23 protein-coding genes and 2 pseudogenes are annotated in these 26,792 nt (G+C 70.9%); 14 read left to right on the forward strand and 11 right to left on the reverse strand.

Annotation, left to right across the window (positions count from 1 at the left end):
- Positions 1 to 5: 5 nt before the first annotated feature.
- The 4 genes and pseudogenes from QUE44_RS04105 to QUE44_RS04120 form a co-directional block, all read right to left on the reverse strand.
- Complete coding sequence (locus QUE44_RS04105; RefSeq protein ID WP_286216015.1) at positions 6 to 1,289, reverse strand: MFS transporter; 1,284 nt, start codon at positions 1,287 to 1,289, stop codon at positions 6 to 8.
- A 164-nt stretch (positions 1,290 to 1,453) separates the two neighbouring features.
- Positions 1,454 to 2,491, reverse strand: a complete 1,038-nt coding sequence (locus tag QUE44_RS04110; RefSeq protein ID WP_286216016.1) for an acyl-CoA dehydrogenase family protein — start codon at positions 2,489 to 2,491, stop codon at positions 1,454 to 1,456.
- Between the two features lie 208 nt (positions 2,492 to 2,699).
- Positions 2,700 to 3,431: pseudogene (locus QUE44_RS04115) on the reverse strand (acyl-CoA dehydrogenase family protein); the annotation flags it as partial.
- 29 nt (positions 3,432 to 3,460) lie between these two features.
- Positions 3,461 to 4,093, reverse strand: a complete 633-nt coding sequence (locus tag QUE44_RS04120) for a TetR/AcrR family transcriptional regulator (protein WP_286216017.1) — start codon at positions 4,091 to 4,093, stop codon at positions 3,461 to 3,463.
- Positions 4,094 to 4,167: 74 nt separating this feature from the next.
- Between QUE44_RS04120 and QUE44_RS04125 the strand changes: the two genes are divergently transcribed.
- The 6 genes from QUE44_RS04125 (at position 4,168) to QUE44_RS04150 (ending at position 10,403) form a co-directional block, all read left to right on the forward strand.
- Positions 4,168 to 5,436 (forward strand): acetyl-CoA C-acetyltransferase, encoded by a 1,269-nt coding sequence (locus QUE44_RS04125; RefSeq protein WP_286216018.1) that lies wholly within the window; start codon positions 4,168 to 4,170, stop codon positions 5,434 to 5,436.
- A complete protein-coding gene (locus tag QUE44_RS04130) occupies positions 5,436 to 5,720 on the forward strand; it encodes a hypothetical protein (RefSeq protein ID WP_286216019.1) in 285 nt (94 codons plus the stop codon). The genes QUE44_RS04125 and QUE44_RS04130 overlap by 1 nt, the downstream gene beginning before the upstream one ends.
- Positions 5,702 to 6,805 (forward strand): 3-oxoacyl-ACP reductase, encoded by a 1,104-nt coding sequence (locus QUE44_RS04135; RefSeq protein ID WP_286216020.1) that lies wholly within the window; start codon positions 5,702 to 5,704, stop codon positions 6,803 to 6,805. Before QUE44_RS04130 ends, QUE44_RS04135 begins: the two co-directional genes overlap by 19 nt.
- Positions 6,805 to 7,659 (forward strand): MaoC family dehydratase, encoded by an 855-nt coding sequence (locus QUE44_RS04140; RefSeq protein WP_286216021.1) that lies wholly within the window; start codon positions 6,805 to 6,807, stop codon positions 7,657 to 7,659. Before QUE44_RS04135 ends, QUE44_RS04140 begins: the two co-directional genes overlap by 1 nt.
- A 74-nt stretch (positions 7,660 to 7,733) precedes the next feature.
- Positions 7,734 to 9,464, forward strand: coding sequence for an AMP-binding protein (locus QUE44_RS04145; protein WP_286216022.1), 1,731 nt, complete (start codon positions 7,734 to 7,736; stop codon positions 9,462 to 9,464).
- Between the two features lie 51 nt (positions 9,465 to 9,515).
- Positions 9,516 to 10,403: a glutaminase gene (locus QUE44_RS04150; RefSeq protein ID WP_286216023.1), complete on the forward strand. Its 888-nt coding sequence runs from the start codon at positions 9,516 to 9,518 to the stop codon at positions 10,401 to 10,403.
- 425 nt (positions 10,404 to 10,828) lie between these two features.
- Here the strand turns inward: QUE44_RS04150 and nrdG are convergent, their stop codons facing one another.
- Together nrdG and nrdD are read right to left on the reverse strand one after the other, a co-directional pair.
- Complete coding sequence (nrdG, locus tag QUE44_RS04155; protein WP_286216024.1) at positions 10,829 to 11,395, reverse strand: anaerobic ribonucleoside-triphosphate reductase activating protein; 567 nt, start codon at positions 11,393 to 11,395, stop codon at positions 10,829 to 10,831.
- A 2-nt stretch (positions 11,396 to 11,397) separates the two neighbouring features.
- On the reverse strand, positions 11,398 to 13,647 hold the full coding sequence (nrdD, locus tag QUE44_RS04160) for an anaerobic ribonucleoside-triphosphate reductase (RefSeq protein WP_286216025.1): 2,250 nt from the start codon (positions 13,645 to 13,647) through the stop codon (positions 11,398 to 11,400).
- A 211-nt stretch (positions 13,648 to 13,858) separates the two neighbouring features.
- Between nrdD and QUE44_RS04165 the strand changes: the two genes are divergently transcribed.
- The 3 genes from QUE44_RS04165 to QUE44_RS04175 all read left to right on the forward strand — a co-directional run bounded on the left by QUE44_RS04165 (position 13,859) and on the right by QUE44_RS04175 (position 16,010).
- Entirely contained in the window at positions 13,859 to 14,089 is a 231-nt protein-coding gene (locus tag QUE44_RS04165; protein WP_286216026.1) for a hypothetical protein, read from the forward strand.
- 338 nt (positions 14,090 to 14,427) lie between these two features.
- Positions 14,428 to 14,793 carry a hypothetical protein gene (locus QUE44_RS04170; RefSeq protein WP_286216028.1) on the forward strand — a complete coding sequence of 122 codons (366 nt, stop codon included), beginning with the start codon at positions 14,428 to 14,430 and terminating at the stop codon, positions 14,791 to 14,793.
- A gap of 41 nt (positions 14,794 to 14,834) precedes the next feature.
- Positions 14,835 to 16,010 (forward strand): M15 family metallopeptidase, encoded by a 1,176-nt coding sequence (locus QUE44_RS04175; RefSeq protein ID WP_286216030.1) that lies wholly within the window; start codon positions 14,835 to 14,837, stop codon positions 16,008 to 16,010.
- On the opposite strand, the gene QUE44_RS04180 is transcribed toward QUE44_RS04175, so the two are convergent.
- Entirely contained in the window at positions 16,007 to 17,089 is a 1,083-nt protein-coding gene (locus tag QUE44_RS04180) for a tRNA-dihydrouridine synthase (protein ID WP_286216031.1), read from the reverse strand. The two genes, QUE44_RS04175 and QUE44_RS04180, sit on opposite strands and share 4 nt — an antisense overlap.
- 97 nt (positions 17,090 to 17,186) lie before the next feature.
- On the opposite strand from QUE44_RS04180, the gene QUE44_RS04185 reads away from it, so the two are divergent.
- A complete protein-coding gene (locus QUE44_RS04185; RefSeq protein WP_286216033.1) occupies positions 17,187 to 19,058 on the forward strand; it encodes a DEAD/DEAH box helicase in 1,872 nt (623 codons plus the stop codon).
- Positions 19,059 to 19,109: 51 nt separating this feature from the next.
- On the opposite strand, the gene QUE44_RS04190 is transcribed toward QUE44_RS04185, so the two are convergent.
- The 4 genes from QUE44_RS04190 to QUE44_RS04205 form a co-directional block, all read right to left on the reverse strand.
- Complete coding sequence (locus tag QUE44_RS04190; RefSeq protein WP_286216034.1) at positions 19,110 to 20,327, reverse strand: cobalamin-independent methionine synthase II family protein; 1,218 nt, start codon at positions 20,325 to 20,327, stop codon at positions 19,110 to 19,112.
- A gap of 150 nt (positions 20,328 to 20,477) precedes the next feature.
- Positions 20,478 to 21,659 carry a GGDEF domain-containing protein gene (locus tag QUE44_RS04195; protein WP_286216036.1) on the reverse strand — a complete coding sequence of 394 codons (1,182 nt, stop codon included), beginning with the start codon at positions 21,657 to 21,659 and terminating at the stop codon, positions 20,478 to 20,480.
- Between the two features lie 101 nt (positions 21,660 to 21,760).
- Entirely contained in the window at positions 21,761 to 22,243 is a 483-nt protein-coding gene (locus tag QUE44_RS04200) for a GNAT family N-acetyltransferase (RefSeq protein ID WP_286216037.1), read from the reverse strand.
- Complete coding sequence (locus QUE44_RS04205) at positions 22,240 to 22,530, reverse strand: DUF1905 domain-containing protein (protein WP_286216039.1); 291 nt, start codon at positions 22,528 to 22,530, stop codon at positions 22,240 to 22,242. The genes QUE44_RS04200 and QUE44_RS04205 overlap by 4 nt, the downstream gene beginning before the upstream one ends.
- Before the next feature lie 363 nt (positions 22,531 to 22,893).
- Between QUE44_RS04205 and QUE44_RS04210 the strand changes: the two genes are divergently transcribed.
- The 4 genes and pseudogenes from QUE44_RS04210 to QUE44_RS04225 all read left to right on the forward strand — a co-directional run bounded on the left by QUE44_RS04210 (position 22,894) and on the right by QUE44_RS04225 (position 26,771).
- Complete coding sequence (locus QUE44_RS04210; protein WP_286216041.1) at positions 22,894 to 23,847, forward strand: coiled-coil domain-containing protein; 954 nt, start codon at positions 22,894 to 22,896, stop codon at positions 23,845 to 23,847.
- Positions 23,844 to 25,412: pseudogene (locus tag QUE44_RS04215) on the forward strand (SDR family NAD(P)-dependent oxidoreductase). The gene QUE44_RS04210 and the pseudogene QUE44_RS04215 overlap by 4 nt, the downstream one beginning before the upstream one ends.
- A gap of 4 nt (positions 25,413 to 25,416) precedes the next feature.
- A complete protein-coding gene (locus QUE44_RS04220) occupies positions 25,417 to 25,656 on the forward strand; it encodes a putative acetyltransferase (RefSeq protein WP_286216042.1) in 240 nt (79 codons plus the stop codon).
- The gene (locus QUE44_RS04225) at positions 25,653 to 26,771 is read left to right on the forward strand and encodes a class I SAM-dependent methyltransferase (RefSeq protein ID WP_286216044.1); all 1,119 of its coding nucleotides are present in this window, start codon (positions 25,653 to 25,655) and stop codon (positions 26,769 to 26,771) included. Before QUE44_RS04220 ends, QUE44_RS04225 begins: the two co-directional genes overlap by 4 nt.
- Positions 26,772 to 26,792: the final 21 nt, after the last annotated feature.

The following is a 26,792-nucleotide window of genomic DNA, read 5'->3' on the forward strand; positions in this document are numbered from 1 at the left end:
GGCGCTCACGCGCCGGGCGACACCGCCACCCGGTCGTCGTCGGCCGCGAAGGAGGCTATCGCATCGTCCCCCGCATCGTCCCCGCGCGGTCGCGTCAGGCGCCAGCCGGCCACGGCGGCGAGCACGCCGGGCACGCAGAGCGCGAGCCCCACCCACGTGGGCGCGAGGTAGCCCCACCCCGCCGCGATCACGGCTCCGCCCAGGATGGCGCCCAGGCTGTTGCCGATGTTGAGCGAGGAATGGTTGACGGCGGCGGCGATGGTCTGGCTCTCCCCCGCGACGTCCATGAGGCGGGTCTGGATCGCGGGCGACAGCGCGGCGGCCGCGGCACCCACGAGGAACAGCCCCGCCAGCAGGCCGACAACGCTGGTCGCGGTCAGCGCGAGCACGATCAGCGACGCGGCGAATACCGCGAAGAGACGGAAGACGGCGCGCATGGCTCCCCTGTCCGCGAGCCGCCCGCCCACGAGGTTCCCGGCGGTCATGCCCAGCCCGAGCACCACCAAGGCGACGGGGACGAACCCCGCCGAGACGCCGGTCACCTCGGTCGCCAGCGGCGCGACATACGAGTAGACGGCGAAGAAGCCGCCGAAGCCCAGCGCGCCGGTGGCCAGGGCGAGCCACACGGCGGGAACGCGGAACGCGGCGAGCTCGCGCCGCACGGTCGCGTGGGGATCCCCGGGCGTCGCGGGGACCAGCACCGCGATGGACACCGCGGTGAGCGCGAAGATCGCCGCCACGGCCAGGTACGCGACGCGCCAGCCGGACTGCTGGCCAAGCGCGGTGATGAGGGGGACGCCTACGACGTTGGCGATCGTCAGTCCCGAGAGCACGAACGCGACCGCGCGGCCGCGCCTGCCCGGTCCCATGAGATCCGCGGCGGCGAGCGCGGCGACGCCGAAGTACGCGCCGTGCGGGAGGCCGGCCGCGACGCGCGCCGCCACCACGAGCTCGAAGGTGGGTGCAAGAGCCGAGGCGACGGTGCCGAGCGTGAAGGCGACCGCGAGCACCGTGAGCAGCGCCTTGCGGGGAAAACGGGCGGCCACGGCCGCGATCGTGGGTGCGCCCACCACGACGCCGATCGCGTACGCGGAGATGATGGCCCCCGCCCGGCCGATGGCCGCCTCGGGGTCCTCGGCGTACAGGGACGGCAGCAGGTCGCGGGCGATGTCGGGCAGCAGCCCCATGGCGACGAACTCGGTGGCGCCGATTCCGAATCCGCCCAACGCGAGGGCGAGGAGTGCGAGTCGCGTGCGCGCGGGGCCAAGAGACGTAGCGGTGGCAGACATGGTGCGGCCTTCGAGGACGAGGGTGGGTGGTCGCTCGCCATCGAGCAGGCATCGAGCAGGCATCGTGCCCGCACCAGTGAACCACGGCGGGGCGGCGCGGATTCCCGTCCCGGCCCTGGCCGCCCTCTCCTTGCCGCCCCGGCGCCACCCCTCCCGCGGCCGGCTCAGTCCTCGAGGATCGCGGCCCCCAACCACTGCGCGGGGACGCCAAGTCCCTCGACGAGCGCGAGCGCGTGCGGGCGTAGCTCGCGACACAGCGCGTCGATCTGATCGCCGATCGCCTTCGAGCGGCCCCCGCTGATGCGGTGGTGCTCGAGGTACCACGCGCGGTCGGCCGCGATCGAGGTGAGCGCGTAGAGGCTGCAGACGCGCTCAAGGACGTCCCGGGTCTCGGCGTCCTCGACGCGAGAGATCGCGTCAACGGTCGCCGCCAGCATGACGCGCTCGAGGTGCGCACGCGCGACGAACTGCACGTGCGGCCCCAGGCGGTTGAAGGACTCGAAGGCATCGCCCTCCGCCTTGCCCGCCGCCCGCATCCGCCGCGCGAGCGACTCGAGCGAGTGGCGCTCCCTCTCCTCGAACATGAGGGCGTGCCATCCGCGGTCGACGAGGGTGGTCTCCTCGGGGCGGCGGCGCGCGGTCGCCGCGAGGCGGTCGAGCATGAGACCGGCCGCGGTCCGCTCCATGACCATCTCGCCCACCGCGCGCGTGGTGGCCGCGACCACGCCTCCGCGGTCGAGCGCGCTCCACGCCTGACGGTAGTCCGTGAGCAGTCCCTTCGTGACCAGCTGCATGAGCACCGTGTTGTCGCCCTCGAACGTGGCGAAGATGTCGACGTCGCCGCGCAGCCCGGTGAGGACGTTGTCGCTCATGTATCCCGCGCCACCGCAAGCCTCGCGCGCCTCCTCCACGGCATGGTTGGCAAACCACGTCTGCATGGCCTTCATGCCTGCAGCGAGCGTCTCGAGCTCGCGCTGATCGCGCTCGGTGCTGGGCGCATCGCCCTGCACCGCGACCAGCGCGGCGACCAGCTCGTTCTGCGCGTAGCCCAGCGCATAGGAGCGAGCCAGCAGGGGCAGCAGCCGCCGCTGGTGCACCACATAGTCGAGAAGCAGGACGCCCTCGGGTCGCCCCGGAGCGGGGAACTGTCGCCGCCGCAGCGCGTGACGCGTCGCGATCGACAGCGCGCGCCGCGCCGCCACGGCGCCCGCCCCTCCCACACACGCGGCCGCGCACGAGCGTGCCGAGCATCGTGAAGAAGCGCCGGTTGGGATCCGCGATCTCGGAGCGGTACGCACCCGTGTCGTCGATGCCGCCGTAGCGATCGAGCAGCATGCGCCGCGGGACGCGGACGTGATCGAAGGCGATCGTCCCGTTGTCGACACCCAGCAGGCCGCCCTTGTGTCCGTGGTCGCCCGTCGTGATGCCGGGGAGGTCCTTGCCATGCTCGTCGCGCAGGGGCACCAGGACCGTGTGCACGCCGTGACTCTTGCCGTCCACGATGAGCTGGCCGAACACGGCCGCCATGTGCCCGTCGCGCGCCGCGTTGCCGATGTACGCCTTGGTCGCCGCGCTGTTCGGGGTGTGCACCTCGATCTCGTCGGTCTCCGGGAGGTAGGTGAGCGTGGTCTCGAGGCTCGCGACGTCGGACCCGTGCCCGAGTTCGGTCATCGCGAAGCCCCCGAGGAGTTCCATGCTGGTGATGCTGGGCAGGAACGTGTCGTGGTGCCATGCGGTCCCGAGGTTGGTCACCGCGCCCCCGAACAGTCCGAATTGGACTCCAGACTTGATCGTCACCGACAGGTCGCCGTGCGCGAGGGTCTCGAACGTCACCACGGCCGCCAGGGGGTCGGCGTGCGCCCCGGCGCGTTCGGGCACTCCAGATGAGCCGAAGCCGCGCGCGGAGAGCTCGCGCAGCCGCGCGAGCGTCCATTCGCGGGACTCGTCGACGCCGTAGTGCACCGGGCGCAGCATGCCTTCTGCGGGAAACGCCCTGCGCGCGGCGGCGCGCTCGACGGCGAAGGGTCCGTCCAGCGCCGCTCGCAGGGACGCTCCGAGCGTCGTCAGCGACTCGCCGTCGACATCGGCGTCGAGGCCGCGGCCGGCGGCTGGTGTCGTAGGGGTGTCGTGGGTCAACGTCATTGTTGCTCCTCGTATGGGGTGGGCGGGAACTAGGTGTCGTGGGGCGTGAAGGCGCCGGCGAAGCCCGGGGTGAACAGGGCGGTGATGTGGGCGACCACGTCGGCGCGCGGCGGGCGAGGATCGGCGGCCATCCACTGGTCGGCCGCCGCGCGCACGAAGCCCACGAGCCCGTGGCCCCAGATGGGGGCCGATGCCGGGTCGAGCCCAGCTCGCTCGAGATGACCGGCGATCGCCTCGGACACGTGGCGACCCACGACCGCCGGCAGGTGTCCCGCGGGGTCGGGAACCCCGGTCGGCCCGACCACGGGAGCCGCCATCACGAAGCGGTAGATGTGGGGGTCCTTCTCGACCAGGCCGAGGTAGGCATCGGCCAGGTCCCCCGCCATGCGGCCGAGGTCGGCCGGATCCGAGAGCTCGAGCGCGACCCTGAGCCCCTCGTGAATGTAGTCGTGGACGGACTCGACCACGGCGGCGTACAGCCCGGCGCGATCGCCAAAGTGGCGGTAGATGACGGTCTTCGACGTACCGGCGCGCGCCGCGATCTCGTCCATCCCCACGCCGGGCCCGTGGACCCGGATGGCGCGGAGCGCCTCGGAGACGAGCTCGCGCCTCCTGTCCGCCCGGTGCTGCGCCCAGCGGGTGTCCCTGCCATCGGTGGTCATGTCGCCATAGTAACGAGTACCGTCGGTATCTGCTACCGTCGGTATCGGTTAGTTACTCAATCCCCGGAGGAACCATGCACCACAACGTCGTGGTCGTCGGAGGGAACCGCATTCCCTTCGCCAAGGCCGGCGGTCCCTACACCCAGGCATCCGCCCATGACATGCTCACCGCGGCCCTCGATGGTCTCATCGCGCGCACCGGCCTGAGCGGGACGCGCGTCGGCGAGGTGGCGGCCGGAGCCGTCCTCAAGCACCCCAACGACTTCAACCTCACGCGAGAGGCCGTGCTGAGCTCGGCACTCGCCCCCGAGACTCCCGCATGTGACCTGCAACAGGCCTGCGCGACAGGCCTCGAGACCACGATGTACATCGCCAACAAGATCGCGCTCGGTCAACTCGACAGCGGGATCGCGGGCGGCGTTGACTCGGCGTCTGATGCGCCCATCACCGTGAGCGACCCCCTCCGGCGCATCCTGCTGCGCGCGAACGCGGCGCGCGACCTCAAGGGCCGCGTCGCCGCTCTCAGCCGCATCCGCCCCGCCCACCTGGCGCCGGACGCGCCGCGCGTGGTCGAGCCACGCACCGGACTGTCGATGGGCGAGCACCAGGCCCGCACCACCGCCCGGTGGGAGATCGCTCGCGAGGACCAGGATCGCCTCGCCGTCGCGAGCCATCACGCCCTTGCCGCCGCATGGGAACGCGGCTTCTTCGACGACCTCGTGACGCCGTACCGAGGCGTGACGCGCGACGCGATCCTGCGCCCCGACACGAGCCTCGAGCGCCTCGCGACCCTCAAGCCCGTCTTCGGCGGCCCCGAGGGCACGATGACGGCCGGCAACTCGACCGCGCTGTCCGACGGCGCGGCCGCCGTGCTGTTGGGCACCGAGGAGTGGGCGCGCGAGCATCACCTCACGCCGTGGGCCCGCGTTGTGGACGCCCAGGTCGCGGCCGTCGACCACCCGGGCGGCGCGGACCTGCTGCTCGCCCCCGTGGGTGCGACCGGCAGGCTGCTTGCGCGCCAGGGACTCACGCTCGACGACATCGACCTGCTCGAAATCCACGAGGCCTTCGCGGCGACCGTGCTCGCGACCCTCAAGGCGTGGGAGGACGAGGACTACTGCCGCGGCCTCGGTCTCGACGGCGCGATCGGTCGTGCCGACCGCTCTCGCATCAATGTCGCGGGCTCGTCGCTGGCCGCGGGCCATCCGTTCGCCGCCACCGGCGCGCGCATCGTCCCCACGCTCGCGAAGCTGCTCCACGAGCGCGGGCCGGGGACCCGCGGGCTCATCTCGGTGTGCGCGGCAGGCGGGCAGGGCGTGGTCGCCCTGCTGGAGGCGGTGTGATGAGCATCGTCGAGAAGGCCTACACGTCGCCGCTGGGCCGCAAGGTGGCCGCCAAGGCGGGGCTCGCCGAGCCCCCACGACTGCGCCGAGGGCGCACCTATCCGCAGGGTGCCGTCGTGCTCGCCGCGCCGTCCGGGGCGACCCTGGTCGAGGAGACCCTGCGGCTGATCGGCCGCGCCTACGAGCAGCCGGTCGTCGATGTCGAGAGCGCGGCGGGGGCGCCACGGGCGCGCCGGGCTACGGCTCCCGGATCGGCGCCCTCATCGTGGACGCGACGCGACTGAGCACGATTCCCGATCTCGAACAGGTGCGTGCCGCGCTGCGGCCGGCGGTGAGGGGAATCGAGCCCTCGGGCAGGATCGTCGTGGTGGCCCGTCCCGGCGGCGTGGGTGCCGGCTGGGAGGCCGATGCCGTCGCGCGTGCCCTCGACGGCGTGGTGCGCACGGTGGGCAAGGAACTGCGCGGGGGCGCGACGGCGAACCTCGTCTACGTCGAGCCTGGCGTGACGCCGGGCGACCTCGCCTCGACCCTGGGCTTCCTGCTCGAGGGGCGATCGGCCTTTATCGACGGCCAGTCCTGGCGCGTGGCTCCGGCTCAGGTGGCCGCGGCGCCGTTGGCCGCCGCTCCGCACGACGGCAGGATCGTGGTGGTGACCGGCGCCGCGAGGGGAATCGGAGCGGCGATCGCGCGCACGCTCGCGCGAGACGGCGCGAGCATCGTTGCCGTGGACATTCCCGCCGCGGGCGAGGCGCTCGCGGACGTCGCGAACGAGATAGGCGGCACCGCGCTGCAGCTCGACATCACGGCGGACGATGCGGGGGCGCGGATCGCGGCCCACGTCGCCGCCCGGGGCGAGAGTATCCACGGGATCGTGCACAACGCGGGCATCACGCGGGACAAGATGCTGGTCAACACCGATGCCGAGCGGTGGGCCTCCGTGCTCGAGGTCAACCTGCGTGCCCAGATGCGCATCAACGCCGTGCTGCTCGATCCCACCACCGAGGGCGGACTCGCCGATGGCGGCAGGATCGTCGGCGTCGCGTCCACGTCGGGGCTCGCGGGCAACAAGGGGCAGAGCAACTACGCGGCCTCGAAGGCCGGCGTCGCTGGCCTCGTGATCGCGATGGCGCCCGACCTCGCCGCGCGCGCCATCACGGTCAACGCGGTCGCTCCCGGCTTCATCGAGACGGACATGACGGCGCGCATCCCCTTCGTGCAGCGCGAGGTGTTTCGCCGCAGCAACAGCCTCAACCAGGGCGGCAGCCCGGTCGACGTGGCCGAGACCATCGGCTACCTGCTCGACCCGTCGTCGCAGGGCGTCACCGGTCAGGTCATCCGCGTGTGCGGGCAGAACCTCGTGGGTGCGTGATGAGCGGCGTCGAACGGCTCGCGACGGCCCCCGGCATGGGCAAGGCCTTCGCCCGCGCGTTGCTGCCCGGCACGCGCGGCGAGGGTCGCATTCCCGACCACACCGTCGAGCTGGCGCCCCAGCGACTCGACCCCGCCCGGCTCGCGGACTACTCGCGCGTGTGTCACTTCACCCTGCGCGACCGCGTGCCGGCGACGTGGATCCACGTGCTCACGTTTCCCCTGCACGTGCACCTGCTGGGCGATCCGCGCTCGTCGATTCGGCTCGTGGGCGCGGTTCATGTGAGCAACACGATGACCCTTCACCGCCCGGTCGATGCCGCCGAGCCGCTGACGCTCGCGGTGAGGGTCGAGAACCTGCGCCCCCACGCGAAGGGCGCGCTGATCGACCTGGTGGGCGAGGCGCGCGTGGGCGACGAGCGCGTGTGGGACGGGGTGAGCACCTACCTGTCCCCCGGCGCGCACGCTCCGGGCGAGCCGGTTCCCGTTCCCCGGGCGTCGTTCGCCCCCGCGGACCCGCACGCGCTGTGGCGACTCCCCCAGGACCTCGGTCGTCAGTACCGGCGGGTGTCGCAGGACCCCAACCTCATCCACACGAGCCGCCTCGCGGCGAAGGCCTTCGGCTTCGCGCGCCCGATCATCCATGGCATGTGGACCCATGCCCGCGCGCTCGCGGCCCTCGAGGGCCGCCTGCCGCCCGCGTACACCGCCACGGCATCGTTCGTGAAGCCCATCCTGCTGCCCGCGACCGTGGGGTTCCGCGCGACGCCCACTGCAGACGGCCACGAGGCGGCCGTGACCAGCAGCGACGGTGCCAAGCCCTTCCTGCTCATGGGGGTGCAACGCGCGTCGTAGTGGCGGCACGGCCGCCCCACGCGCCACAATCGTCCCCAACCCGTTCCGACCCATCAACGAGGATGAGAGCCGACATGTCCCCCGAGTCCCCCTCCGCCATCGATCCCGTCGGCGGCGCAGACCGTCCGTGGTTCGCGTTCTATCCGCCTCAGGTGCCGCGCGCCATCGCGCCGCTCGCGGAGTCCTCGCTGGGTGAGATGGTCGAGCACGCCGCCGCGCGTCACGGCGACAAGGTCGCGTTCTCGAACCTGGGCGGCACGCTCACCTTCACCGAGGTCGACCGCCTAGCGACGCAGTTCGCCGCGTTCCTTCAGCACGGACTGGGCCTCCACAAGGGCGACAGGATCGTCATCCAGATGCCCAACCTCATGCAGTACCCAGTGGCGCTGTTCGGCGCGCTGCGCGCGGGGCTCATCGTGGTCAACGCGAACCCTCTCTACACAGCGCGCGAAATGGAGGGCGTGTTCAGGGACGCGGCCCCCAAGGCGATCGTGGTGCTCGCGAACTTCGCGGACCGCGTCGAGCAGGTCCTGCCCGCGACCACGATCGAGCACGTCATCATCACCCAGGTGGGTGACCTGCTGCCGCAACCCAAGCGCAGCATCGTCAACTTCGTGGCCGCCAAGGTCAAGAAGATGGTCCCCGACTTCCACCTTCCCCAGGCGATCGCCTTCCGCGACGCTCTCGCGCAGGGAGCGGGACGCGCGGTCACGGATCCCGGTCTCACTCAGGACGACATCGCCTTCCTGCAGTACACGGGTGGCACCACCGGCGGCGCGAAGGCCGCGATTCTCACGCACGGCAACCTGCTGGCCAACCAAGAGCAGTTCATGGCGCAGATCCGCAACACGCTGGGCGAGGACAAGCAGTCGGTGATCGTGGCCGCACTGCCGCTCTATCACGTGTTCGCCCTCACCGTGAATTGCATCGGCTTCTTCCGGTTCGGCTCACACAACGTGCTCATCACCAACCCCCGGGACATCCCCGCGTTCGTTAAGGAGATCGGCGCGTCAAAGCCCGATGGCCTCGTGCTCGTGAGCACGCTCGCGGGAGCCCTGCTCGACAATCCAGGCTTCGCGAAGCTTGACTTCGGCAGCCTGCGTCTCACCGTCGCGGGGGGCATGGCCGTCCGCACTGCCGTTGCGGATCGCTGGCGGTCCACGACGGGCCAAGACATCATCGAGGGCTATGGCCTCACGGAGGCGTCTCCCGTGGTCAGTGTCAACCCCACACACATGGCGCCGCGGATCGGTACCATCGGCATCCCGCTGCCCTCGACCGACGTGCGTATCCTCGACGATGAAGGCAACGACCTTCCCGTGGGCGAGCGCGGCGAGCTCGCGGTGCGTGGGCCGCAGGTGATGAAGGGGTACTGGAACCAGCCCGAGGAGTCCGCGCGCGTCATCAAGGACGGCTGGCTCCTCACCGGCGACATCGCGGTGTTCGACACGGACGGCTTCCTCACGATTGTCGACCGCAAGAAGGAGATCATCGTCGCGTCGGGCTTCAACGTGTACCCGGGGGAGATCGAGGACGCCGCGATGCTCCACCCCAAGGTCGCGGAGGCCGGCGCGATCCCGATCCCCGACGAGCGTGCGGGAGAGGTTCCCAAGCTCTTCGTGGTGCGTCGCGACGCGTCGCTCACCGAGGCCGAGCTCGCCGCCTTCCTCAAGGAGCGGCTCACGGGATACAAGCGTCCCCGGCAGATCGAGTTCATCGACGAGCTGCCCAAGACCAACGTGGGCAAGGTTCTGCGCCGTGCCCTGCGCGAGCGCGAGGCGGCTGCCGGCAACGCCCAGGCGTAGGAGGCCGCGAGCCTTCACTCCGGACCCGTCCCGATACGGGACGATGCCGGGGTGAGTTCTTCGTGGGAGTCGCCGCTCGACGCGGCATACGAGGCGGGACGCGCCGCCGCCGGCGGCGCGGTGACGCAGGTCTACCCCGCGCTCGCCGCGGTCTCCCCTGACGTGTTCGACGTCGCCTGCCACCGACTCTCCGGTGAGACGCTGGCCCAGGGCAGCGGCGCATCGTTCATCCTCATGAGCGTCGCGAAGGCGTTCACGCTCGCGCTTGCCGTGGACATGGCCGGCGAGGATCGCGTGCTCGCGCTCACCGGGATGGAGGCGACCGGGCTCGCGTTCAACGACCCCGCCGCGATCACGCGGACCTCTCACGGCCGCACCAATCCCATGGTCAACCCCGGGGCACTCACGGTCGCGAGTCTGGTGGGCGACGAGGCGGCGATCCGCGACGGGTTGTCACGCTTCGCGGGTCGGAACCTGGCCGCGGACCCCGTCATGGTGGAGGCGATTCGGTCGAGCAACCAGCGCAATCGGATGCTCGCGGAGCTGCTGGCCGAGCGGGGATTGCTCGCGACGGACGTCCAGACCGCGCTGCACCTCTACACGTACCAGTCGTGTCTCGAGGTCGACGCGGCGACGCTGGCGCGCATGGGTGCGGTGCTCGCCGGCGAGGGGCGCGACCCCATCTCGGGGGGTCTGGTGGTGTCGGAGGCCGCCGCGCGGGTGGCGCTCGACGCGATGGCGCTCGCGGGTCTGTACGAGGCCTCGGGAGCGTGGCACGAAGCCGGCGGGCCGCCCGCGAAGAGCGGGATCGCGGGTGGGATCGTGATGGTGCTTCCGGGGCGCGGTAGCTTCGCCGCCTACTCTCCTCCGCTCGACGAGTCCGGCAACCCATTGCGGGCCTTGGCGGCGGCACGGGCCTTCGCGGGGGCCGCCGCATGAGTGCGGTTCCGGGCGCCCTCCTCGCGGGACCACGCGGGCGGCGCACGGTGCTGGAGGTCGTATGGGCGCTCACTGCCGAGCATTCGCACGGGTCCCAATTGTGGCCGGGCGACTCATGGGCGCCGGTGCGCTGAGTCGTTCGATGAGGGGCTCGATGAGGGGCCCGCGCGTGTCGCTCCTCGAGCCGGACGCGGCATGCGACACCTCTCTCCCGCGCCCTTGCGCATTTCATGCACGAAGCAGCACGACGTCGCATCGTGCGTGATGGCGGCGAGCAGGCAGAACGTCGCCTCGTGCATGACCTCGGCGAGGCAGTGCAGTGTTGCTTCGTGCGTGAAATGCGCAAGCGACGGGGACCCACTCGGCTGGGGCTGGGACTGGGATTGGGGCTGCGACTGGCGCCGGGGCCGGGGCCAGCGCTCGCGCTACGTCCTCTCGCGCACCAGCCCTGCCCACTCGACTGCGACTCCGGCTTCCAGAGAAGCTTCGACGTCGAGCACGCGCTGGTTCGTGCTGCCGCGGAAGGCGAGCCTCAGGTCCCGCTGGCTCAGCTCGAACCGCCCGTCGACCAGCACGTCCACGTTCTCCAGCAGCTCGAGCTTGTCGGGAGAGCCCTCGAGCAACTCCTCGAGGGTGTAGCCGGTCCAGCACCACACGTCCTTGGTCGGGAGCTCCTCCCGCAGGCGGCGCACGAGCGCGAGGCACGTCCCCGTGTTGAGAAAGGGCTCTCCTCCGAGCAACGACAAGCCCTGCACCGCCGGATGGGCGAGGTCCGCGAGGATCCTGTCCTCCAGCGCTGGCGTGAACCGCTCCCCCATGCGAAAGCTCCACGTGTCCTCGTTGAAGCAGCCCTCGCAGGCGAAGAGGCATCCGGCCACGTAGACACTGCACCGCACGCCCTCGCCATCGACCATGACAAACGGCTTGTAGTCCGCGACAAAGCCCTGGCTCACGCGGTCGGCAAGCCACTCGGGCGCGGGCGTGCGGGGCATCGTCACTCCTGGGACGCGGGCGCCACCGGGTCGAGCGCGCTCAACGGAATCCGGACATCGTCCGACAGGTGCTTGACCCGAGCGGAGATCTCCATGTGGCGGCCGTGCACCATGGGGCGCTGCTGCGGGTTGCCCAGGTAGCCGCACGTCCGCTTGACCACGTCGCACGTGCGGGGATCCGCATTGCCACACGCGGGGCATGCGAAGCCGCGCGCTGTCGGATCGAAGTCCCCGGCGAAGCCGCACTCGTAGCAGCGGTCGATCGGCGTGTTAGTGCCCAAGTAGCCGATGCGGTCGTAGGCGTAGTCCCACACCGCCTCGAGCGCCTTGGGGTTCTGCTGCAGCACGGGGTACTCGCAGTAGTGGATGAAGCCGCCCGACGTGTAGGGCGCGTACTCGGCCTCGAAGTCGAGCTTCTCGAACGGCGTGGGGTTCTTGCGCACGTCGTAGTGGAAGCTGTTGGTGTAGTAGTCCTTGTCCGTGATGTCCGGCACGGACCCGAAGCGCTCCTTGTCCATGCGGCAGAAGCGATCCGTGAGGCTCTCCGACGGCGTCGAGTAGACGCTGACGTGGTACCCCGACTCGGCCTTCCACGCGGCGGCGCGGTCGCGCAGCGTCGCGAGCACCCGTAGCGTCAGGTCCTTGGCCTCGGGGTTGGACTCCCACGCGCCGCCGTAGAACGCGGTCGCGACCTCGTAGAGCCCGATGTACCCGAGCGACACCGTCGCGCGGCCGCCCCGGAACAGGGTGTCGACGTCGTCCGTCGGGTCCAAGCGCTTGCCGAATGCGCCGTGCACGTAGAGGATCGGCGCGTTGCCTGGCTTGGCCTCCTTGCAGCGCTCGACACGGTAGAGCAGTGCGTCGTGCATGGTCTCGAGCCGCTCGTCGAGCAGCCGCCAGAACACCTCCTGGTCGCCGGCCGCCTCGAGCGCGATGCGCGGCAGATTGAGCGTCACCACACCCAGGTTCATGCGCCCCTCGACGGAGTCGACCCCGTCCTCGTCCTCCCAGCCCTGGAGGAAGGAACGGCAGCCCATCGGCGCCTTGAACGACCCGGTGATCTCGACGATCTTGTCGTAGCTGAGCATGTCGGGGTACATGCGCTTGGTCGAGCACTCGACGGCAAGCTGCTTGATGTCGTAGTTCGGGTCCCCCGGAGAGAGGTTGAGCCCGCGCTTGAGCGTGAACAGCAGCTTCGGGAAGATCGCCGTGCGACCCTCGCGGCCAAGACCTCGCACCCGGATCTCGAGGATCGCGCGCTGAATCTCGCGCTCGTACCACCCGGTGCCGAGGCCGAAGCCCACCGACGTGAAGGGCGTCTGACCGTTGGACGTGAACAGCGTGTTGATCTCGTACTCGAGGCTCTGCATCGCGTCGTAGATGTCCTTGCGGGTCTTCGACTTCGCGTACTCGGCCTGCTTGTCGGCGTCCTCGATCCACTCCGCAGCGTCCGCGAGGTGCTTCGCGTGGTTGCGCTCGGCGTAGGGCGCGAGGAGCTCGTCGATCCGGTTGACGGTGCATCCGCCGTACTGGCTCGACGACACGTTGGCGATGATCTGCGAGATCTGCGCCGTCGCGGTCTGGATCGACCGGGGCGGCTCGACCTGCGCGTTGCCGATACGGAAGCCGGCCGACAGCATCGTCTTGAAGTCGATGAGGCAGCAGTTGGTCATCGGCGCATACGGGTGGTAGTCGAGGTCGTGGTAGTGAATGTCGCCCTTTTGGTGGGCATTCGCCACGTGCGGGGGCAGCATGCGCAGCCCGATCGCCTTGCCGACCATGCCCGCGGTGAGGTCACGCTGGGTGTTGTAGACGTCGGCGTCCTTGTTGGCGTTCTCGTTGACCACGGCCGAGTCCTTGTCGAGGAGTCGCGTGATCGAGTGGTTGAGGTCGGTGGAACGTGCACGGGCGACGTCGCGCTCGACGCGGTAGTCGATGTAAGCGCGGGCGACCTCGTACTCCCCCGCCTCGAGAAGCTCGTGCTCGACCACGCTCTGAATCTCGTAGATCTTCACCTGGCCCGCGAAGCGCTCGGCAAGCTCCGCGTCCACGCGGGCCACCACGGCGTCGATCGCACGCTGATGCGCGGCCGTCACGTCACCGTGGACCGCCGCGTACGCCTTGGCGATGGCCACGCCGATGCGTCGGTCGTCAAAGTGAAGGCGGCGTCCGTCGCGCTTGACCACCTCGAGGCGGGGTCGCGGCGCGTGGTCGTCGTTGATCTGTGCCGGCTCGATGTCCGTGATGCTCATGGTCGGTCCCTTCCTCGCCTAGGCCTCCAACCACTAGATGTGGTGGCCGAAGTCGTACGAGCACACTAGATCTCGTGTTTGACTCGGGATGGGCCTTTGGTCCCAGGCGGACGGCCGCGCGGGCCCAACGCACCACACTCCGGGCCTCACCCCGCACGAAGCAGCACCCTCGTTGCGCCGGATTCCCGCGGCGATTCTCGACTCTTGCGGCGTGTCTGCGCAGTACCGCGACTCTCAGTCCGAGGTCGCTACCGCGCTCGACAACGTGGCAACCGGAATCGCCAAGGGCGCGCAGGGCGTGAGCAGGCTGCTCCAGGCGGCGAACATGGACGCGCCCGTCGAGGCGATCGCGAGCGAGCGTCACCCGACGGTCCTCGCGGCCCTGCTGCTCAACCGCGCGCCTCTCGAGCCGACGCGCACGGCCTCTGAGCCCGGAGTGTGACGCATGTCACACGACGCGCGGGGCCTATTGCGCGTTGACAAGGAAACCCCTGGTGGTATCCGCGGCGGCCCCCGAGGGCCGCTCGGACCCCACCGCGGCGAGCGCCCCCGTACGGGACCGCGCCGGCATAGCACAGTTATGGTGGACGTCTTGCGCCGCCGCGTGTCGCAGGCTCCGCCCCTGGGCGGTGCCGCCGCGCATCGTGCGCCCCTTGTCCCCGTCGGAGGTCTGCGTTCCACATGAGTACCCCCATGCCCCCTGCCGCCACGCCCACCCGCCGTCCCACGCGGGGCCCCGCGCGGTGGCAAACGGCCACGGCCGTCGCCGTCACGTGTTTCATGGGCGGCCTCGCCGTCGCGATGGGCGCGCACGAGCACCGCGTCGACTCCGCTGTGGAGGAGGCGCGCGTGCAGGCGCTCGCCCTCGCGGAGAGCAAGGCGGCACTTGAGGCGTCCCTCGAGCGCGCGAGCGACGCCGCCGATGTCGCGCTGTCGCTGAGGGACCCCGAGGTTTCCAGCGCCGCCGCGGGCGTCTCTCGCGCCGCGGCCTCGGCCGCACACACGGCACTCGCGAACGACGTTGCCGTGACGGGTGCGAGCATCCTCCCGCCGACCTGGGCGATGGCCCCGCTGGAAAGCGAGCCGCCCCCGGTCCGTTCGCACCCGTCGGGCCGGCCGCGGGCGACGCGGCGGCAGGCGCAATAGCGGTGTCCTCTCAGCGCCCCGTCTCCGCTCAGGAGCTCGTCATGGTGCCCACCGTGGCCCCGACCGCGGCCTCCACACGACCTGGGACTCCCCCGCCCTCCCCCACCGCGGCGCCCTCGGAGGACGCGGCGTCCACCCTCGACCCGGGCGCCGTGGACGTCACCACCGTCGTCGAGGACCCGTCCGTGATCCGTGTGCTCGAGGGCGAGGTCGAGGACCTCGAGTCGGTCGAGCGCGCCGTCGCACGGCTCGAGGAGGCGAGCGTGGAGCTCGCGGCCTCCGCACGGCGCGTGGACGGCACCACCGCGGTGCTCGAGGCCACCACGGCGGCGGCCGCGCTCGAGGAGGCCAATCTCAGTCTCGACGCGCGGCTCGCGGCGGTCGCGGTCGCGGTCGACGCCACCGACGCGATGATCGCAGCAGTAGGCGGGCGGCTTGTCGACAACTCGGCCGCCCACGAGCTCGCCCAGGCGCGTGACGACCTCGCCCTCGTGCCGCAGAGCGAGATCGACCGTGCCGACCCCGACGCGGTCGCGACGGCGACGGAGGCGCTCGACGTGGCGGAGCAGTCCCTCTCGGCCGCACAGGTGCGCTTCGCTGCCTCCCACGAGGCCTGGAACGAGCGCGAGAACTCACGGCGCGACGCGGTCAATGCGTCGCGGATAGCGTCGTACCGCGACACTCTCGCCGCCGCGGAGGCGAGCCTGCGCGCCGACTACCTCGCGGCATCGGCCCGTCACCAGGACGGCTGGGAGGGGCGGCCCGCCGGCATGTCCTACGCCAACGGCCTCCTCCCCTCGAGCGCGCTGTGCGACCTCTCCTTCGCGCCGGGCGAGGTGCTGCACTGCGATGCCGCGGCCGCGCTCGAGCGGGCCGACTCCGCCTACTTCGCGCAGACCGGCACCCACCTTGAGGTGTCGAGCTCGTACCGCTCGTATGGCGCCCAGGTTGCGACGCGCTACACGAAGGGCGGACTGGCTGCCCGCCCGGGCACCTCGAACCATGGCTGGGGCCTCGCGGCGGACTTCGAGCCCGCATCGGCCGCGTGGCTACGCACGCATGGCGAGGCCTACGGGTGGGTGCACCCCCGCTGGGCCCGTGTGGGCGGCGCCAAGCCCGAATCGTGGCACCTCGAGTACGTCGCGCCGGGCGTCGAGCTGGACGCTCCCCGCAAGCCGGACCTGCTCGACCACGTCGCGAGCATGCTCGCCGGCTAGGCCACCGGGGCGGTCGAGCCGCGCACCGCGGCACCCAATCCGGGATCCAGCATGGCTCCGGTCGCGCTCATCACTGCATCGGCACCCACCGCGCGATACGCGCGAGCGTGGTCGGCCGTCAGCACCCCGCCGACCCCCACGATCTCGAAGGCAGAGGACACGTCCTCCCGCAGTCGCGCCAGCCGCTCGACCATGTCGAGTCCCGCCCACCGGATCGCGTCGCCGCACACTCCCGCGACGGCGCGGCCCTCGCCCGGCAGGGCCTGGCGGCCGTCGGCGTCGACCAGCCGGGCGGGAATCGTGTTGATCGCCGCATAGCCGGCCACGTACGGAGCCGTCGCCCGCACGAGCCCGGCGAGCGCGGCATCGTCCCTGAAATGCGCGAGCTTGACGTACAGCGGCAGGTCCCCGATCTCCTCCTTGACCGCCGCGACGATGCGCGTCACGGCGGGCGTGTCGAAGCACAGCAGCGCCCCGGTGCCCTCGTTGGGGCAACTGAGGTTGAGCTCGAGCGCACGCGCACCGGTCTCGCGCACGAGCCGCGCGGCCGCCACGTGATCGGCGAGGTAGGCGCCGTCGCGATCGCCCGCGTCCGCATCGGGGCGGGTGCCTTGAAACGAACCGACGAGCAGCTGGCCTGGCCCGGCCGCGGCGACCGCGGCGGCCATGTCCGCCTGCCAGGCGTCGGGATCGCGTGATGGCACGCCGAACGAGTTGGAGATGCTCGTCGCCTCGTCGAGGGCGTCGTCGGCGAGTAGGGGCCGCGCGGCGCGCTCCGGCGTGAGGTCGCCGTCGACGTGCACCGCGAGCGTGTGGGGAAAGGGATGCACGGGGTGCGTCCGCGTGCGGACCGTCTTGTAGACGTTGACGTCGAAGCCCGCGCGGAAGGCGGCGGCGCAGAAGGCCGCGTTGACGAGCGGCCCCGCCGGGATCCCAAACGCCGAGTAGACGGCCTCACCGGCAAAGGACTCGCGGGGTGGACCGTCAGGCCGCGCCGCGGCGACATCGCCGAAGCCGCCGAAAGGCCCGAGGGCATAGTTGTCCTCGTACGTGCGGCGCGGGTCGTAGAACCAGGGCATGATGAGTGAGGCTAGACCGCGAAATCCGACGTGCATGGGGACCTTTGGGCCCCACGCCTGCGAGACGCGCCCGTGCCGGGGGGCCTACTGTTGGACCATGTCTTCTCCCAGCACGCCCTCTTCCACCCCCTCGGACCCCGACGCGGCAGCGTCCGGCCCGACCTTCGCGGAGCTGGGGCTCGGCGAGCACGTGCTCAAGGCGATTCGCGCGGTCGGCTACGAGACGCCGTCCGCGATCCAGGCCGCCACCATTCCCCCGCTGCTCGCGGGCCGCGACGTGGTCGGGCTCGCGCAGACCGGTACCGGAAAGACGGCGGCGTTCGCGCTGCCGATCCTCGACCGCCTCGAGCGCGGCCGCAAGAAGCCCCAGGCGCTGGTCCTCGCGCCCACTCGCGAGCTCGCGCTCCAGGTCTGTGAGGCCTTCGAGCAGTACGCCGGCCACAGCACCGGAGTCCACATCCTGCCGGTCTACGGCGGTCAGGGCTATGGCGTCCAGCTGTCGGCACTGCGCCGCGGCGTCGACGTCGTGGTGGGCACCCCCGGTCGCATCATGGACCACCTCGACAAGGGCACGCTCGACCTGTCCGAACTCACGTACCTGGTGCTCGACGAGGCCGACGAGATGCTCAAGATGGGCTTCGCCGAGGACGTCGAGACCATCCTCGCCTCGACCCCCGAGGACAAGCAGGTTGCGCTGTTCTCCGCGACCATGCCCGCCCAGATCCGTCGCCTGTCCCAGCGCTACCTGCGCGACCCGCAGGAGATCACGGTCAAGCGCCAGACGACGACCTCCTCGACCATCACGCAGCGCTACCTGGTCGTGGCGTATCAGCAGAAGCTCGATGCCCTCACGCGCATCCTCGAGGTCGAGAACTTCGAGGCGATGATCGTGTTCACGCGCACCAAGAACGAGACCGAGACGGTCGCCGAGAAGCTGCGCGCGCGCGGATACGCCGCCGCCGCCATTAACGGCGACGTAGTGCAGGCCCAGCGCGAGCGCACGATCGCCCAGCTCAAGGACGGCAAGCTGGACGTGTTGGTCGCCACCGACGTCGCGGCCCGCGGCCTCGATGTCGAGCGCATCAGCCACGTCGTGAACTACGACCTTCCCGTCGACACCGAGTCCTACGTGCACCGCGTGGGGCGCACGGGACGCGCGGGACGCACGGGAGACGCGATCAGCTTTGTCACCCCGCGCGAGCGCCGCATGCTGGGCGCGATCGAGAAGGCGACGCGGCAGCCGCTGACGCTCATGCAGTTGCCCACCGCGGGCGACGTCAACGCGACCCGCCTCGCGCGCTTCGATGACTCGATCACGGCGGCGCTGGCACAGCGCGACAGGATCGATCGCTTCAGGGACATCGTCGCCCACTACGTCGAGCACCACGACGTCCCCGAGGGGGACGTGGCCGCCGCGCTCGCCGTGGTCGCGCAGGGTGACACTCCCCTGCTGCTCGACCCGGAGAACGATGCCCCGCCCACCGAGTTTGCCGCGCCCCGCAAGGCGCGGGGAGACTTCCGCGACGACCGTGACGACCGCCCGGCACGCCGCGACCGCGGCTCGGGTGACCGCGTCACCTACCGCATCGCGGTGGGGCGGCGTCAGAAGGTCGAGCCGCGCCAGATCGTGGGCGCGATCGCCAACGAGGGCGGCCTGGACCGCTCCGACTTCGGCCAGATCACCATCCGCCCGGACTTCTCACTGGTCGAGCTTCCCGCGAATCTGCCCGCCGATGTCCTCGACCGCCTGCGCCGCACGCGCATCAGCGGCCAGCTCATCGAGCTGCAGGTGGATCGCGGGCCCGGCGGCTCGCGATCGGGCGGTCCGCGCTCGTCCGGTCCGCGTTCGTCCGACCAGCGCGGTGGCGGCTCCCGTTACGGCAGCGACCGCGGTTCTGACCGCGGCGGCGACCGGGGTTCCGATCGCTACGACGACGCGAAGCCGTACCGCAAGCCGCGCACGCGCTAAGGCGATGCGGGCGCCCGACGGGGCGCCCGCATCGTCCTCACGCTCCCCTGACTATCCGCCGATCCGCTGCGCCGCGAGGCGTGCGCCCTCGCCCAGAGCGCGGAGCTTGGCCCACGCGATCTGAGGGTGCACGCGACCGCCCAGGCCGCAGTCGGTCGACGCCACGACGCCCTCGGGGCCCACGATCTCGGCGAAGCGCAGGATCCGGTCCGCGACCAGCTCGGGGTGCTCGACCACGTTGGTTGCGTGGCTGACCACGCCCGGCTGCAGAACCGTGCCAGCGGGCAGGTCGACGTCGCGCCACACCTTCCACTCGTGCTCGTGGCGCACGTTGCCCGCCTCGAAGGAGAACTCGCCTGCGTTGACCTCGAGGATCAGGTCGACGATGTGTCGCAGCTCGAGGTCCGTGGTGTGCGGCCCATGCCACGATCCCCAGCACAGGTGCAGACGCACCTGCTCGCGCGGAAGGCCCTCGATCGCATGGTTGAGTGCGTCGATGCGCGTGCGCAGGAAGGCGCGGTAGTCGGCCACGGACGGCTCGGGATTGATTTGGTCCCAGCTCTCGGCGAGCGAGGGATCGTCGATCTGCAGCGTGAGACCCGCGTCGACGATCGCCCGGTACTCCTCGCGCATGACGTCCGCCCAGGCCCAGATGTGCTCCTCGTCGCTCGCGTAGCGCGTGTTGCCGATTCTCGCCGCGGAGCCGGGCGCAAGCGACGTGATGAAGCCGCGCTCGAGGCCGTGAGCGTCGAGCGCCGCGCGCAGGTTGGCGGTGTCCGCGGCCACGTGGTCGTGGCCGCGGTACGCCAGGTCCCCGGTGGTGAGCGGCCAGAAGGGCGGCTCGCCAAGCAGGACCCCCGAGGTGGGGTCGCCGTACGCCTCAGCGAAGGCCACCCAGTCGCGGCGGTCCGTCATCGAGGTGAGGCGGGGCGCACCCGGCTCGGAGCGGACCGGGGCGGGAGGAGCGGCGTCGGGGCCGGGAAGCTCGAGCCCTGCGGTTCGCTGGAATGAGTACGACCACCAGGCACCGAAGTCGTGCGCGGTGGTCATCGCCTTGCCGTACTCGCCGTCGCCGACGATCGTGATGCCCGCCTCGACCTGCCGGCCGACAAGTTCGCGCACCGCCGTCGCGGCGAGCTCGGTGTACTCCGGGGTGTGAATCAGGGTGAAGCCGTCCTCTGCCGTCTCGAGGGCGCGCGTCGCCGCGACCAACTCGGGAGAGCGCGGCAGGGAGCCGGCGGTGGTGGTGTGGATCGTGACGGCGGACATGAGCGCTCCTGACGGTCGCGTGACGGGGATGCGCCCATTCTGCCCGGTGGCGTCGGGCGCTCGCGCCGCGCGCGGCGGCAGGCCAAGCGCGACTCGCGCTAGCCCTGCGCGGGTGGGTGACGCACGGCTATTGGCTCGCGTTACGCGGCGCTACCGCGCCTCGGGAGGCGCCGCGACCACGGTCCGCGCGCGTCCGGCCCGCTTGGCGCCGTACAGCGCCTGATCCGCGCGTGCCATGAGCTCGTCGAGGGATCCACCCCCGCCCACGGCGACTCCGAAGCTCACGGTGGGCCATAGCGGCTCGGCGGCCCCTGCAAGCGCGAACTCGGTCGAGATGCGCTCGATCGCGCGCGTGGCCACCTGCGCATCGGCGTGCGGCAGGATCGCCACGAACTCGTCGCCGCCCAGCCTCGCGACCACGTCGTCGGTGCGCACCGCGGCGCGGCAGGCATCGGCGAAGGCCACCAGCACCGCGTCTCCCGCCGCGTGTCCGCGGGAGTCGTTGATCTCCTTGAAGAGGTCGAGGTCGGCGACGACGCAGGCCACTGTCTCGCCGTGCCCGGCCGCGTGGTTGAGGGCGGGAACCGCGCGGTCCTGGAATGCTGCCCGATTGTGCAGCCCGGTCAGCGAGTCATGGTCTGCGCGGTAGCGCCAGTGATGCGACATCTCGTAGCGCGACAACTCCGCGACCGTGTAGGTCACCACGACCAGCATGAGCGTGACGAGCAGAGTCGTCATGCGGGGCCCGAACCAGTCCTGGTACAGCGCCGAGTCCGGACCCTGCGTCAGGAATACGATGCCGCGCGCCAGGTAGAACGAGGCGATGGTGGTGGCGGTGACCGCCATGGCCACCATGGCGACTCGCGCCTCGGTGGGCTCGCCGACTGACCGTCGCGGCTGCGGTTCGCGCACGAGGCTCCACAACTCGACGGCGGCGAGACCCGTCATGGCGGCCATGCCGAGCAGGAGCGTGAGGCCGCCCGGCCACGCCTCGCCCTGAGGCACCTCGAGCGCCGAGACCGCCGCGGTGAGCACTCCCGGCCCGGCCCATACCCACCATTGCGTGCGCGTGTTCCGCAGCGACCGCGCGGACGCCCAGATCATGCTTGCCCCGACGACAGCGAGGCCGTTGCCGATCCCGCTCGCCGCGCGGGTGCCCACGAGGTCGGCGGCGAGGTACGTCACGGTCGACGTGCTCGATGCGATGACGGCGAGGCTCCACCACCCGGCGTACGGAGCCCGGATGCGTCGATAGGTGCCCGCATAGACCAGCAGGAACGCACAGACGGCGGTGATCGCCTGCACGAACCTCAGCGTGTCGATGTCGAGCATGATTTGAGCCTATGGGGTGGACCAGGCGTTCCCCCACATGTCTGTGAGGCACGTCTCACGCGTGTTGCGCATCGGCATCGCGCAGCGTGCCGATTCGTGGCCTATGCCCCGCTTCGCGGATGCTGGAACGGCGTGGAGACCTCGCCGAAGGGCCACGCGGAGGCGATCCAGCGCGGCACGAAGGCGTCGAGCGCCGCGCGCCACGGCTTCGGGGCGTCGGCCGCAATCCACCACGACACCTCCGCGGCGGGCTGGCCGTCACTCCCCGCGGGAAGCGGGTCGATGTACACGCATCCCAGGAGTCGGTCCTCCGCGCTCGTCAGGACCGCGTAGTTGAACGACTCGTGCGCCTCCATCTCGCGGGCGTGGCGCGCGAGGTCCTCGCGGTCCTGCTCATGAGTCATGTCGGCAGGAGGCCATTCCCACGCCTCGCCGTACATCGCCCACAGCATGTCGCGGTTCGCCATCACGGTCACCATGTCGATGTCGACGTCCTCCGCGCGGATCGGGCGCAGGTGCACGCCGTCCACCAGGTCGACGCGCCGCGGGTGGTCGAAGCCCGCGGGCAGCCACGCGTCCGTCACGACAGCCGCCTCTCGAGCGTCACCGTGACGGTGTCGCCGAGGTCCTTGCCCAGCTGCTTTCGCAGTTTGGCGTTGAGCGAGAGCATGTGCCCGCCCCGGCCGGTCACCATGAGGCCCGTGTTGGGCATCGGCACGCCGTCGACCACCGCATCGACGCGCAGCGATTTCTTGGTGCCGAACAGTTCCGCCGATCCGGGCACTTCGACGCAGGTCCAGGTCTCGCCCTTGACCTCGACGCCGATGGGCGCGGTGAACGTGTGGTCGAGCGCGGCAGCAAAGTCGCTCATAGAAGTGCCTCCCCAGGGATTCTCGTTGCGCGGTCAGCCTACGGGCGTGACCGCGAGAGCGGTTGGTGCGCAGCCGCTTCGCGCATAGGATCTTGCGATTCTCGAGCTCGGATCGAGCTCCACGCATCGCGTACTGCGATCGCCGTAGCGGAACACCACCCGAGCGCCGCTCTGCGGCGAACCCCATCACGTCGTGCGTCACGCCGACGATGCGCTCCACCAGTGCTGCGGGCGACCGCGGAGGGCATGGACGATGCTGGGGAGGCTGACGGGCAGCCTGCTGCGGCGACGCTTGAGTAGCCGGCCGGATGACCGGCCCGACGGTTCGCGGCCTCTCCTCACGCGGTATGGCACAGTGGCCGGGTGAGTGAATCTTCCCTGGTTGAGCTTGCTGAAGCCGTCCGTGCCGCCGCGGAGAACCGTGCCCGCCAGAGGCAGTTGGCGGTCCAACTTGAGACCACCGAGGCGCTCGTGGCGACCCGGCGCGATGAGTTGGCCCAACTGCACAGCGCGTTGCAGGTCGAACTGTCCGAGGTGCGCCGGCTGGAGGAGGCATCGCTGACGAAGCTGTGGGCGACGCTACGCGGAAACACGGCCGATCGCCTCGCCATCGAACGCGCCGAGGCGGACGTTGCCGCGATCGCGGTCGCCTCCGCACAGTCGCGGCTCGACAGTGCCATCGCTGAGGATGCGCGAGTTCGCCGCGAGCACGATGCCCTCCAAGGAGCGGATCGCTCCTACGCCGATGCCCTTGCGGCCTATGAAACTGCGGTCCTCGCGGTCGGTGGGCGGGACGCGGAAGAGCTGACGGCGCTGGCGGAACAGCTGGGCGTCACCCAGGCACGCCATCGGGAGGTCGCGGAGGCGGTCGATGCCTTGCGTGCGGCGAGGACCGCACTCGACACGGCCCTCGCGAAGCTCGACAGTGCGGGCGGATGGTCGACGTATGACACGTTCTTCGGCGGAGGACTCGTCGCCGACATGGTCAAGCACTCGAGCATCAACGACGCGACCGAAGCCTTCAGGGAGGTCAATCGAGCCCTCGAGCGGCTCTCCGTGGAGCTCGCCGACATCGGGGGCGCTGCGATCGACGGCGTCGAGGTGTCTGAGACTCTGGCGGTCTTCGACGTGCTGTTCGACAACATCGTCAGTGACTGGATGGTGAGGGAACGCATCTCCGAAGCCAAGGCACGTGCCGAGGACCTTCGTCGGCGGCTCTCTCAACTCGCCGGCGAGCTTGACGGCGAAGCCGTGGCGATCTCGACGCGAGTCACCGAGTTGCTGGGCCGCCGCGAGGAGATCCTCCGCCGGCCATGACGCGACCTGACGGTGGCGCATCCGGTGTCGCCGGTACCATCGTCCAAGTGCCTGACACTTCCGCCCACACCTCCTCCCCGCACGTCATCGATCCTGCGGACCTCGAGGTCACCCTGCGGGTCCTGGCGTCGCTGGGCGACGTTGACGAGGATGACCCCGACTTCACCGCGGTGCGCAACGCCACGGCAGCGATGATCAAGGCCGTGAAGCAGCGTCGCCGCAAGGACCGTCGTGCCGCCATCGCTGCGGCGGACTCCGCCGTCGTGGCCGCGACCGCGACGGGCGCGGCGGATCGCATCGACGATGAGACCAGGGGCTGACCCTCGAGGCGCGCGTGGCGTCACCGACGGCAGGCACCTACCTCAAGCCCCGTCCCTGCTACATCTGCAAGCAGGACTACACGACCGTCGACGCCTTCTATCACCAGCTGTGCCCCGCCTGCGCGGAAACGGGGCACGCCAAGCGTCACGCGCGCACCGACCTGCGCGGCCGTCGCGCCCTGCTCACCGGCGGCCGCGCGAAGATCGGGATGCACATCGCGCTGCGACTCCTGCGCGACGGTGCCGCGCTCACGCTCACCACGCGCTTCCCCGGGACGCGGTGCGACGCTTCGCGGCGATGCCCGACGCGGCGGAGTGGCTGTCCCGCCTCACCGTCGTCGGCATCGACCTGCGCGACCCGTCGCAGGTGGTGGCGCTTGCCGATGCGGTCGCGGCGGACGGCCCGCTCGACATCGTGATCAACAACGCGGCGCAGACGGTGCGCCGCTCCCCGGCGCGTACGCGCCCCTGGTCGACGCCGAGTCCGTGCCGCTCTCGCCCGGGCTGTGGGAGGAGGGCAAGGGCCCTCACCTCCTGACGCTGGGGCCCTCGAACGATGCGCATCCGCGCGGCATCGAGGCGAGCATCGCCGTGCATCCGCTGCTGGCCTCGGCGCACCATGGCGAGGTGGCCGATCAGTCGGCCCAGCGCCTCACCGAGCTGGCCCTCGCGCCCGGGTCCTCGTCGCTCGAGCGACTCGCGGATGGCACGGCGATCGACGCCGGCGGGCTGGTGCCTGACACTCACGACACCAACTCATGGGTGCAGGCGGTCGGCGAGGTGACCCCGCTGGAACTGCTCGAGGTGCAGCTCTGCAACTCGACCGCGCCCTTCATCCTGATCAACCGCCTGCGCTCGTCGCTCGCGGCGGCGGCCGCAGCATCGTCCAGCGGGCGTTCCTACGTGGTGAATGTCTCCGCCATGGAGGGCGTCTTCGAGCGCGGCTACAAGGGCCCGGGCCATCCGCACACCAACATGGCGAAGGCGGCGCTCAACATGCTCACCCGCACAAGCGCCCGCGAGATGTTCGAGACGGACCGGATCCTCATGACGTCGGTGGACACCGGGTGGATCACCGATGAGCGCCCCCATCCGACAAAGGTGCGCCTTGCCGAGGAGGGTTTCCACGCGCCGCTGGACCTGGTGGACGGCGCGGCGCGGGTCTACGACCCTGTGGTGCGCGGGGAGGCGGGCGAGGACCTCTTCGGGGTGTTCCTCAAGGACTACGCGCCGTCGAAGTGGTGACGGCATGATCCGCCTGCCCGCACCGGGCCACCGGGTGGTGGTGCGGTACCTGCTGCCCGATGGCCAGGCGACCGATGCGCTGGGCGCTCTGGTGAGCGTGACCGCCGAGGAGGTGGTGGTCGAGACCAGGCGGGGCACCGTGCGGATCGTCGGCGACACCATCATCGCCGCCAAGGAGGTGCCCCCGGCGCGTGAGCCGCGTACCGGTGCCGCTCCTCACAGTGACGGCGAGGTGACGCCGTGAGCGAGATCTTCGACGCGCTACGGCGCTGGCCCGATGTCGAGGCGCCTGGACTTGTCGCCGTCGACGCTGCGGATCGGCTGATCCTCGACGAGTCGGCGGAACTGCGCGCTTCCGCGCAGCCGGGGGACGTTGCGGTGATCAACGATGCCTACGGCGCACTCACCCTGGGGGCGGCACATGCCGGCGCCGACGGGATTCGCGCGCACCTCGACGCCATCACCGGCGAGCGCGCGCTTGAGGCCAACGCTTCTCGCTTAGGGCTGGCCGACCACTTCCGCATCGTCCCCCTGGACGCGAGCCTGGTGAGCGGGGCACGGGTTGTCGTGCTTCGCCTGCCCCGCTCCCTCGAGGCGCTGCGGGACATCGCCGGCCTGATCGCCGCACACGCCGACGCCGACGTGGTCGTCGTCGCGGGAGGGCGGCTGAAGCACATGTCGGTGTCGATGAACACGGTGCTCGGCGAGCACTTCGGGCAGCTGGACGTCAGCCATGCGCGGCAGAAGTCTCGGGTGCTCTCCGCCCGCGCGCCTCGGGATGGCCGCGATCCCGCTCCCGCCGCGGTGCGGGTCGCAGGACTTGAGGTGCGGGCGTACGGCGGCGCCTTCGCGGGCGCGCGGCTCGACATCGGCACGCGGTTGCTGCTCGAGAACCTTCCCTACGTCCCCGTCGGCGGGACGCCAAGCGATCCCCTCATCGACCTGGCCTGCGGCACCGGGATCGTTGGCGCGTGGATGGCGACGCAGTATCCCGGCGCGCACGTGTACGCGTCCGATCAGTCGGCGATCGCCGTAGCCTCTGCGCGAGCGACGATGCTCGCCAACGGCATCGAGGACCGGGTTGCGGTGGCGCGTGACGACATGCTGGGCGCGAGGCCTTCCGCCAGTGCATCGTTCATCGCGCTGAACCCGCCGTTCCACTCGGCGGCGGCCGTGACTGACCTCATCGCGCCTCGCATGTTCACCGATGTGGCCAGGGTCCTGCGCCCCGGAGGTCAGCTGTGGTGCGTGTGGAACTCTGGGCTCAGGTACCGCCCGCTGCTCGAGCGAACGATCGGCCCCACCGAGCAGGTCGCGCGCAACGCCAAGTTCACTGTCACCGTGTCGACGCGTCGGTGACAGACGCCCGGCACGTGCGGT

Origin of the sequence: Demequina sediminis (genome assembly GCF_030296675.1) — a bacterium.
GTDB classification, from domain to species: domain Bacteria; phylum Actinomycetota; class Actinomycetes; order Actinomycetales; family Demequinaceae; genus Demequina; species Demequina sediminis.

Bases quoted from the DNA above. Each gene is read 5' to 3' on its own strand.
- QUE44_RS04130 (WP_286216019.1), top strand. From the start codon at position 5,436: ATGAGCATCGTCGAGAAGGCCTACACGTCGCCGCTGGGCCGCAAGGTG.
- QUE44_RS04140 (WP_286216021.1), top strand. From the start codon at position 6,805: ATGAGCGGCGTCGAACGGCTCGCGACGGCCCCCGGCATGGGCAAGGCC.
- QUE44_RS04195 (WP_286216036.1), bottom strand. From the start codon at position 21,659: ATGCTCGACATCGACACGCTGAGGTTCGTGCAGGCGATCACCGCCGTC.
- QUE44_RS04190 (WP_286216034.1), bottom strand. From the start codon at position 20,327: ATGTCCGCCGTCACGATCCACACCACCACCGCCGGCTCCCTGCCGCGC.
- QUE44_RS04105 (WP_286216015.1), bottom strand. From the start codon at position 1,289: ATGTCTGCCACCGCTACGTCTCTTGGCCCCGCGCGCACGCGACTCGCA.
- QUE44_RS04185 (WP_286216033.1), top strand. From the start codon at position 17,187: ATGTCTTCTCCCAGCACGCCCTCTTCCACCCCCTCGGACCCCGACGCG.
- QUE44_RS04205 (WP_286216039.1), bottom strand. From the start codon at position 22,530: ATGAGCGACTTTGCTGCCGCGCTCGACCACACGTTCACCGCGCCCATC.
- QUE44_RS04175 (WP_286216030.1), top strand. From the start codon at position 14,835: ATGGTGCCCACCGTGGCCCCGACCGCGGCCTCCACACGACCTGGGACT.
- nrdD (WP_286216025.1), bottom strand. From the start codon at position 13,647: ATGAGCATCACGGACATCGAGCCGGCACAGATCAACGACGACCACGCG.
- nrdG (WP_286216024.1), bottom strand. From the start codon at position 11,395: ATGCCCCGCACGCCCGCGCCCGAGTGGCTTGCCGACCGCGTGAGCCAG.
- QUE44_RS04170 (WP_286216028.1), top strand. From the start codon at position 14,428: ATGGGCGGCCTCGCCGTCGCGATGGGCGCGCACGAGCACCGCGTCGAC.
- QUE44_RS04125 (WP_286216018.1), top strand. From the start codon at position 4,168: ATGCACCACAACGTCGTGGTCGTCGGAGGGAACCGCATTCCCTTCGCC.
- QUE44_RS04120 (WP_286216017.1), bottom strand. From the start codon at position 4,093: ATGACCACCGATGGCAGGGACACCCGCTGGGCGCAGCACCGGGCGGAC.
- QUE44_RS04180 (WP_286216031.1), bottom strand. From the start codon at position 17,089: ATGCCCTGGTTCTACGACCCGCGCCGCACGTACGAGGACAACTATGCC.
- QUE44_RS04145 (WP_286216022.1), top strand. From the start codon at position 7,734: ATGTCCCCCGAGTCCCCCTCCGCCATCGATCCCGTCGGCGGCGCAGAC.
- QUE44_RS04220 (WP_286216042.1), top strand. From the start codon at position 25,417: ATGATCCGCCTGCCCGCACCGGGCCACCGGGTGGTGGTGCGGTACCTG.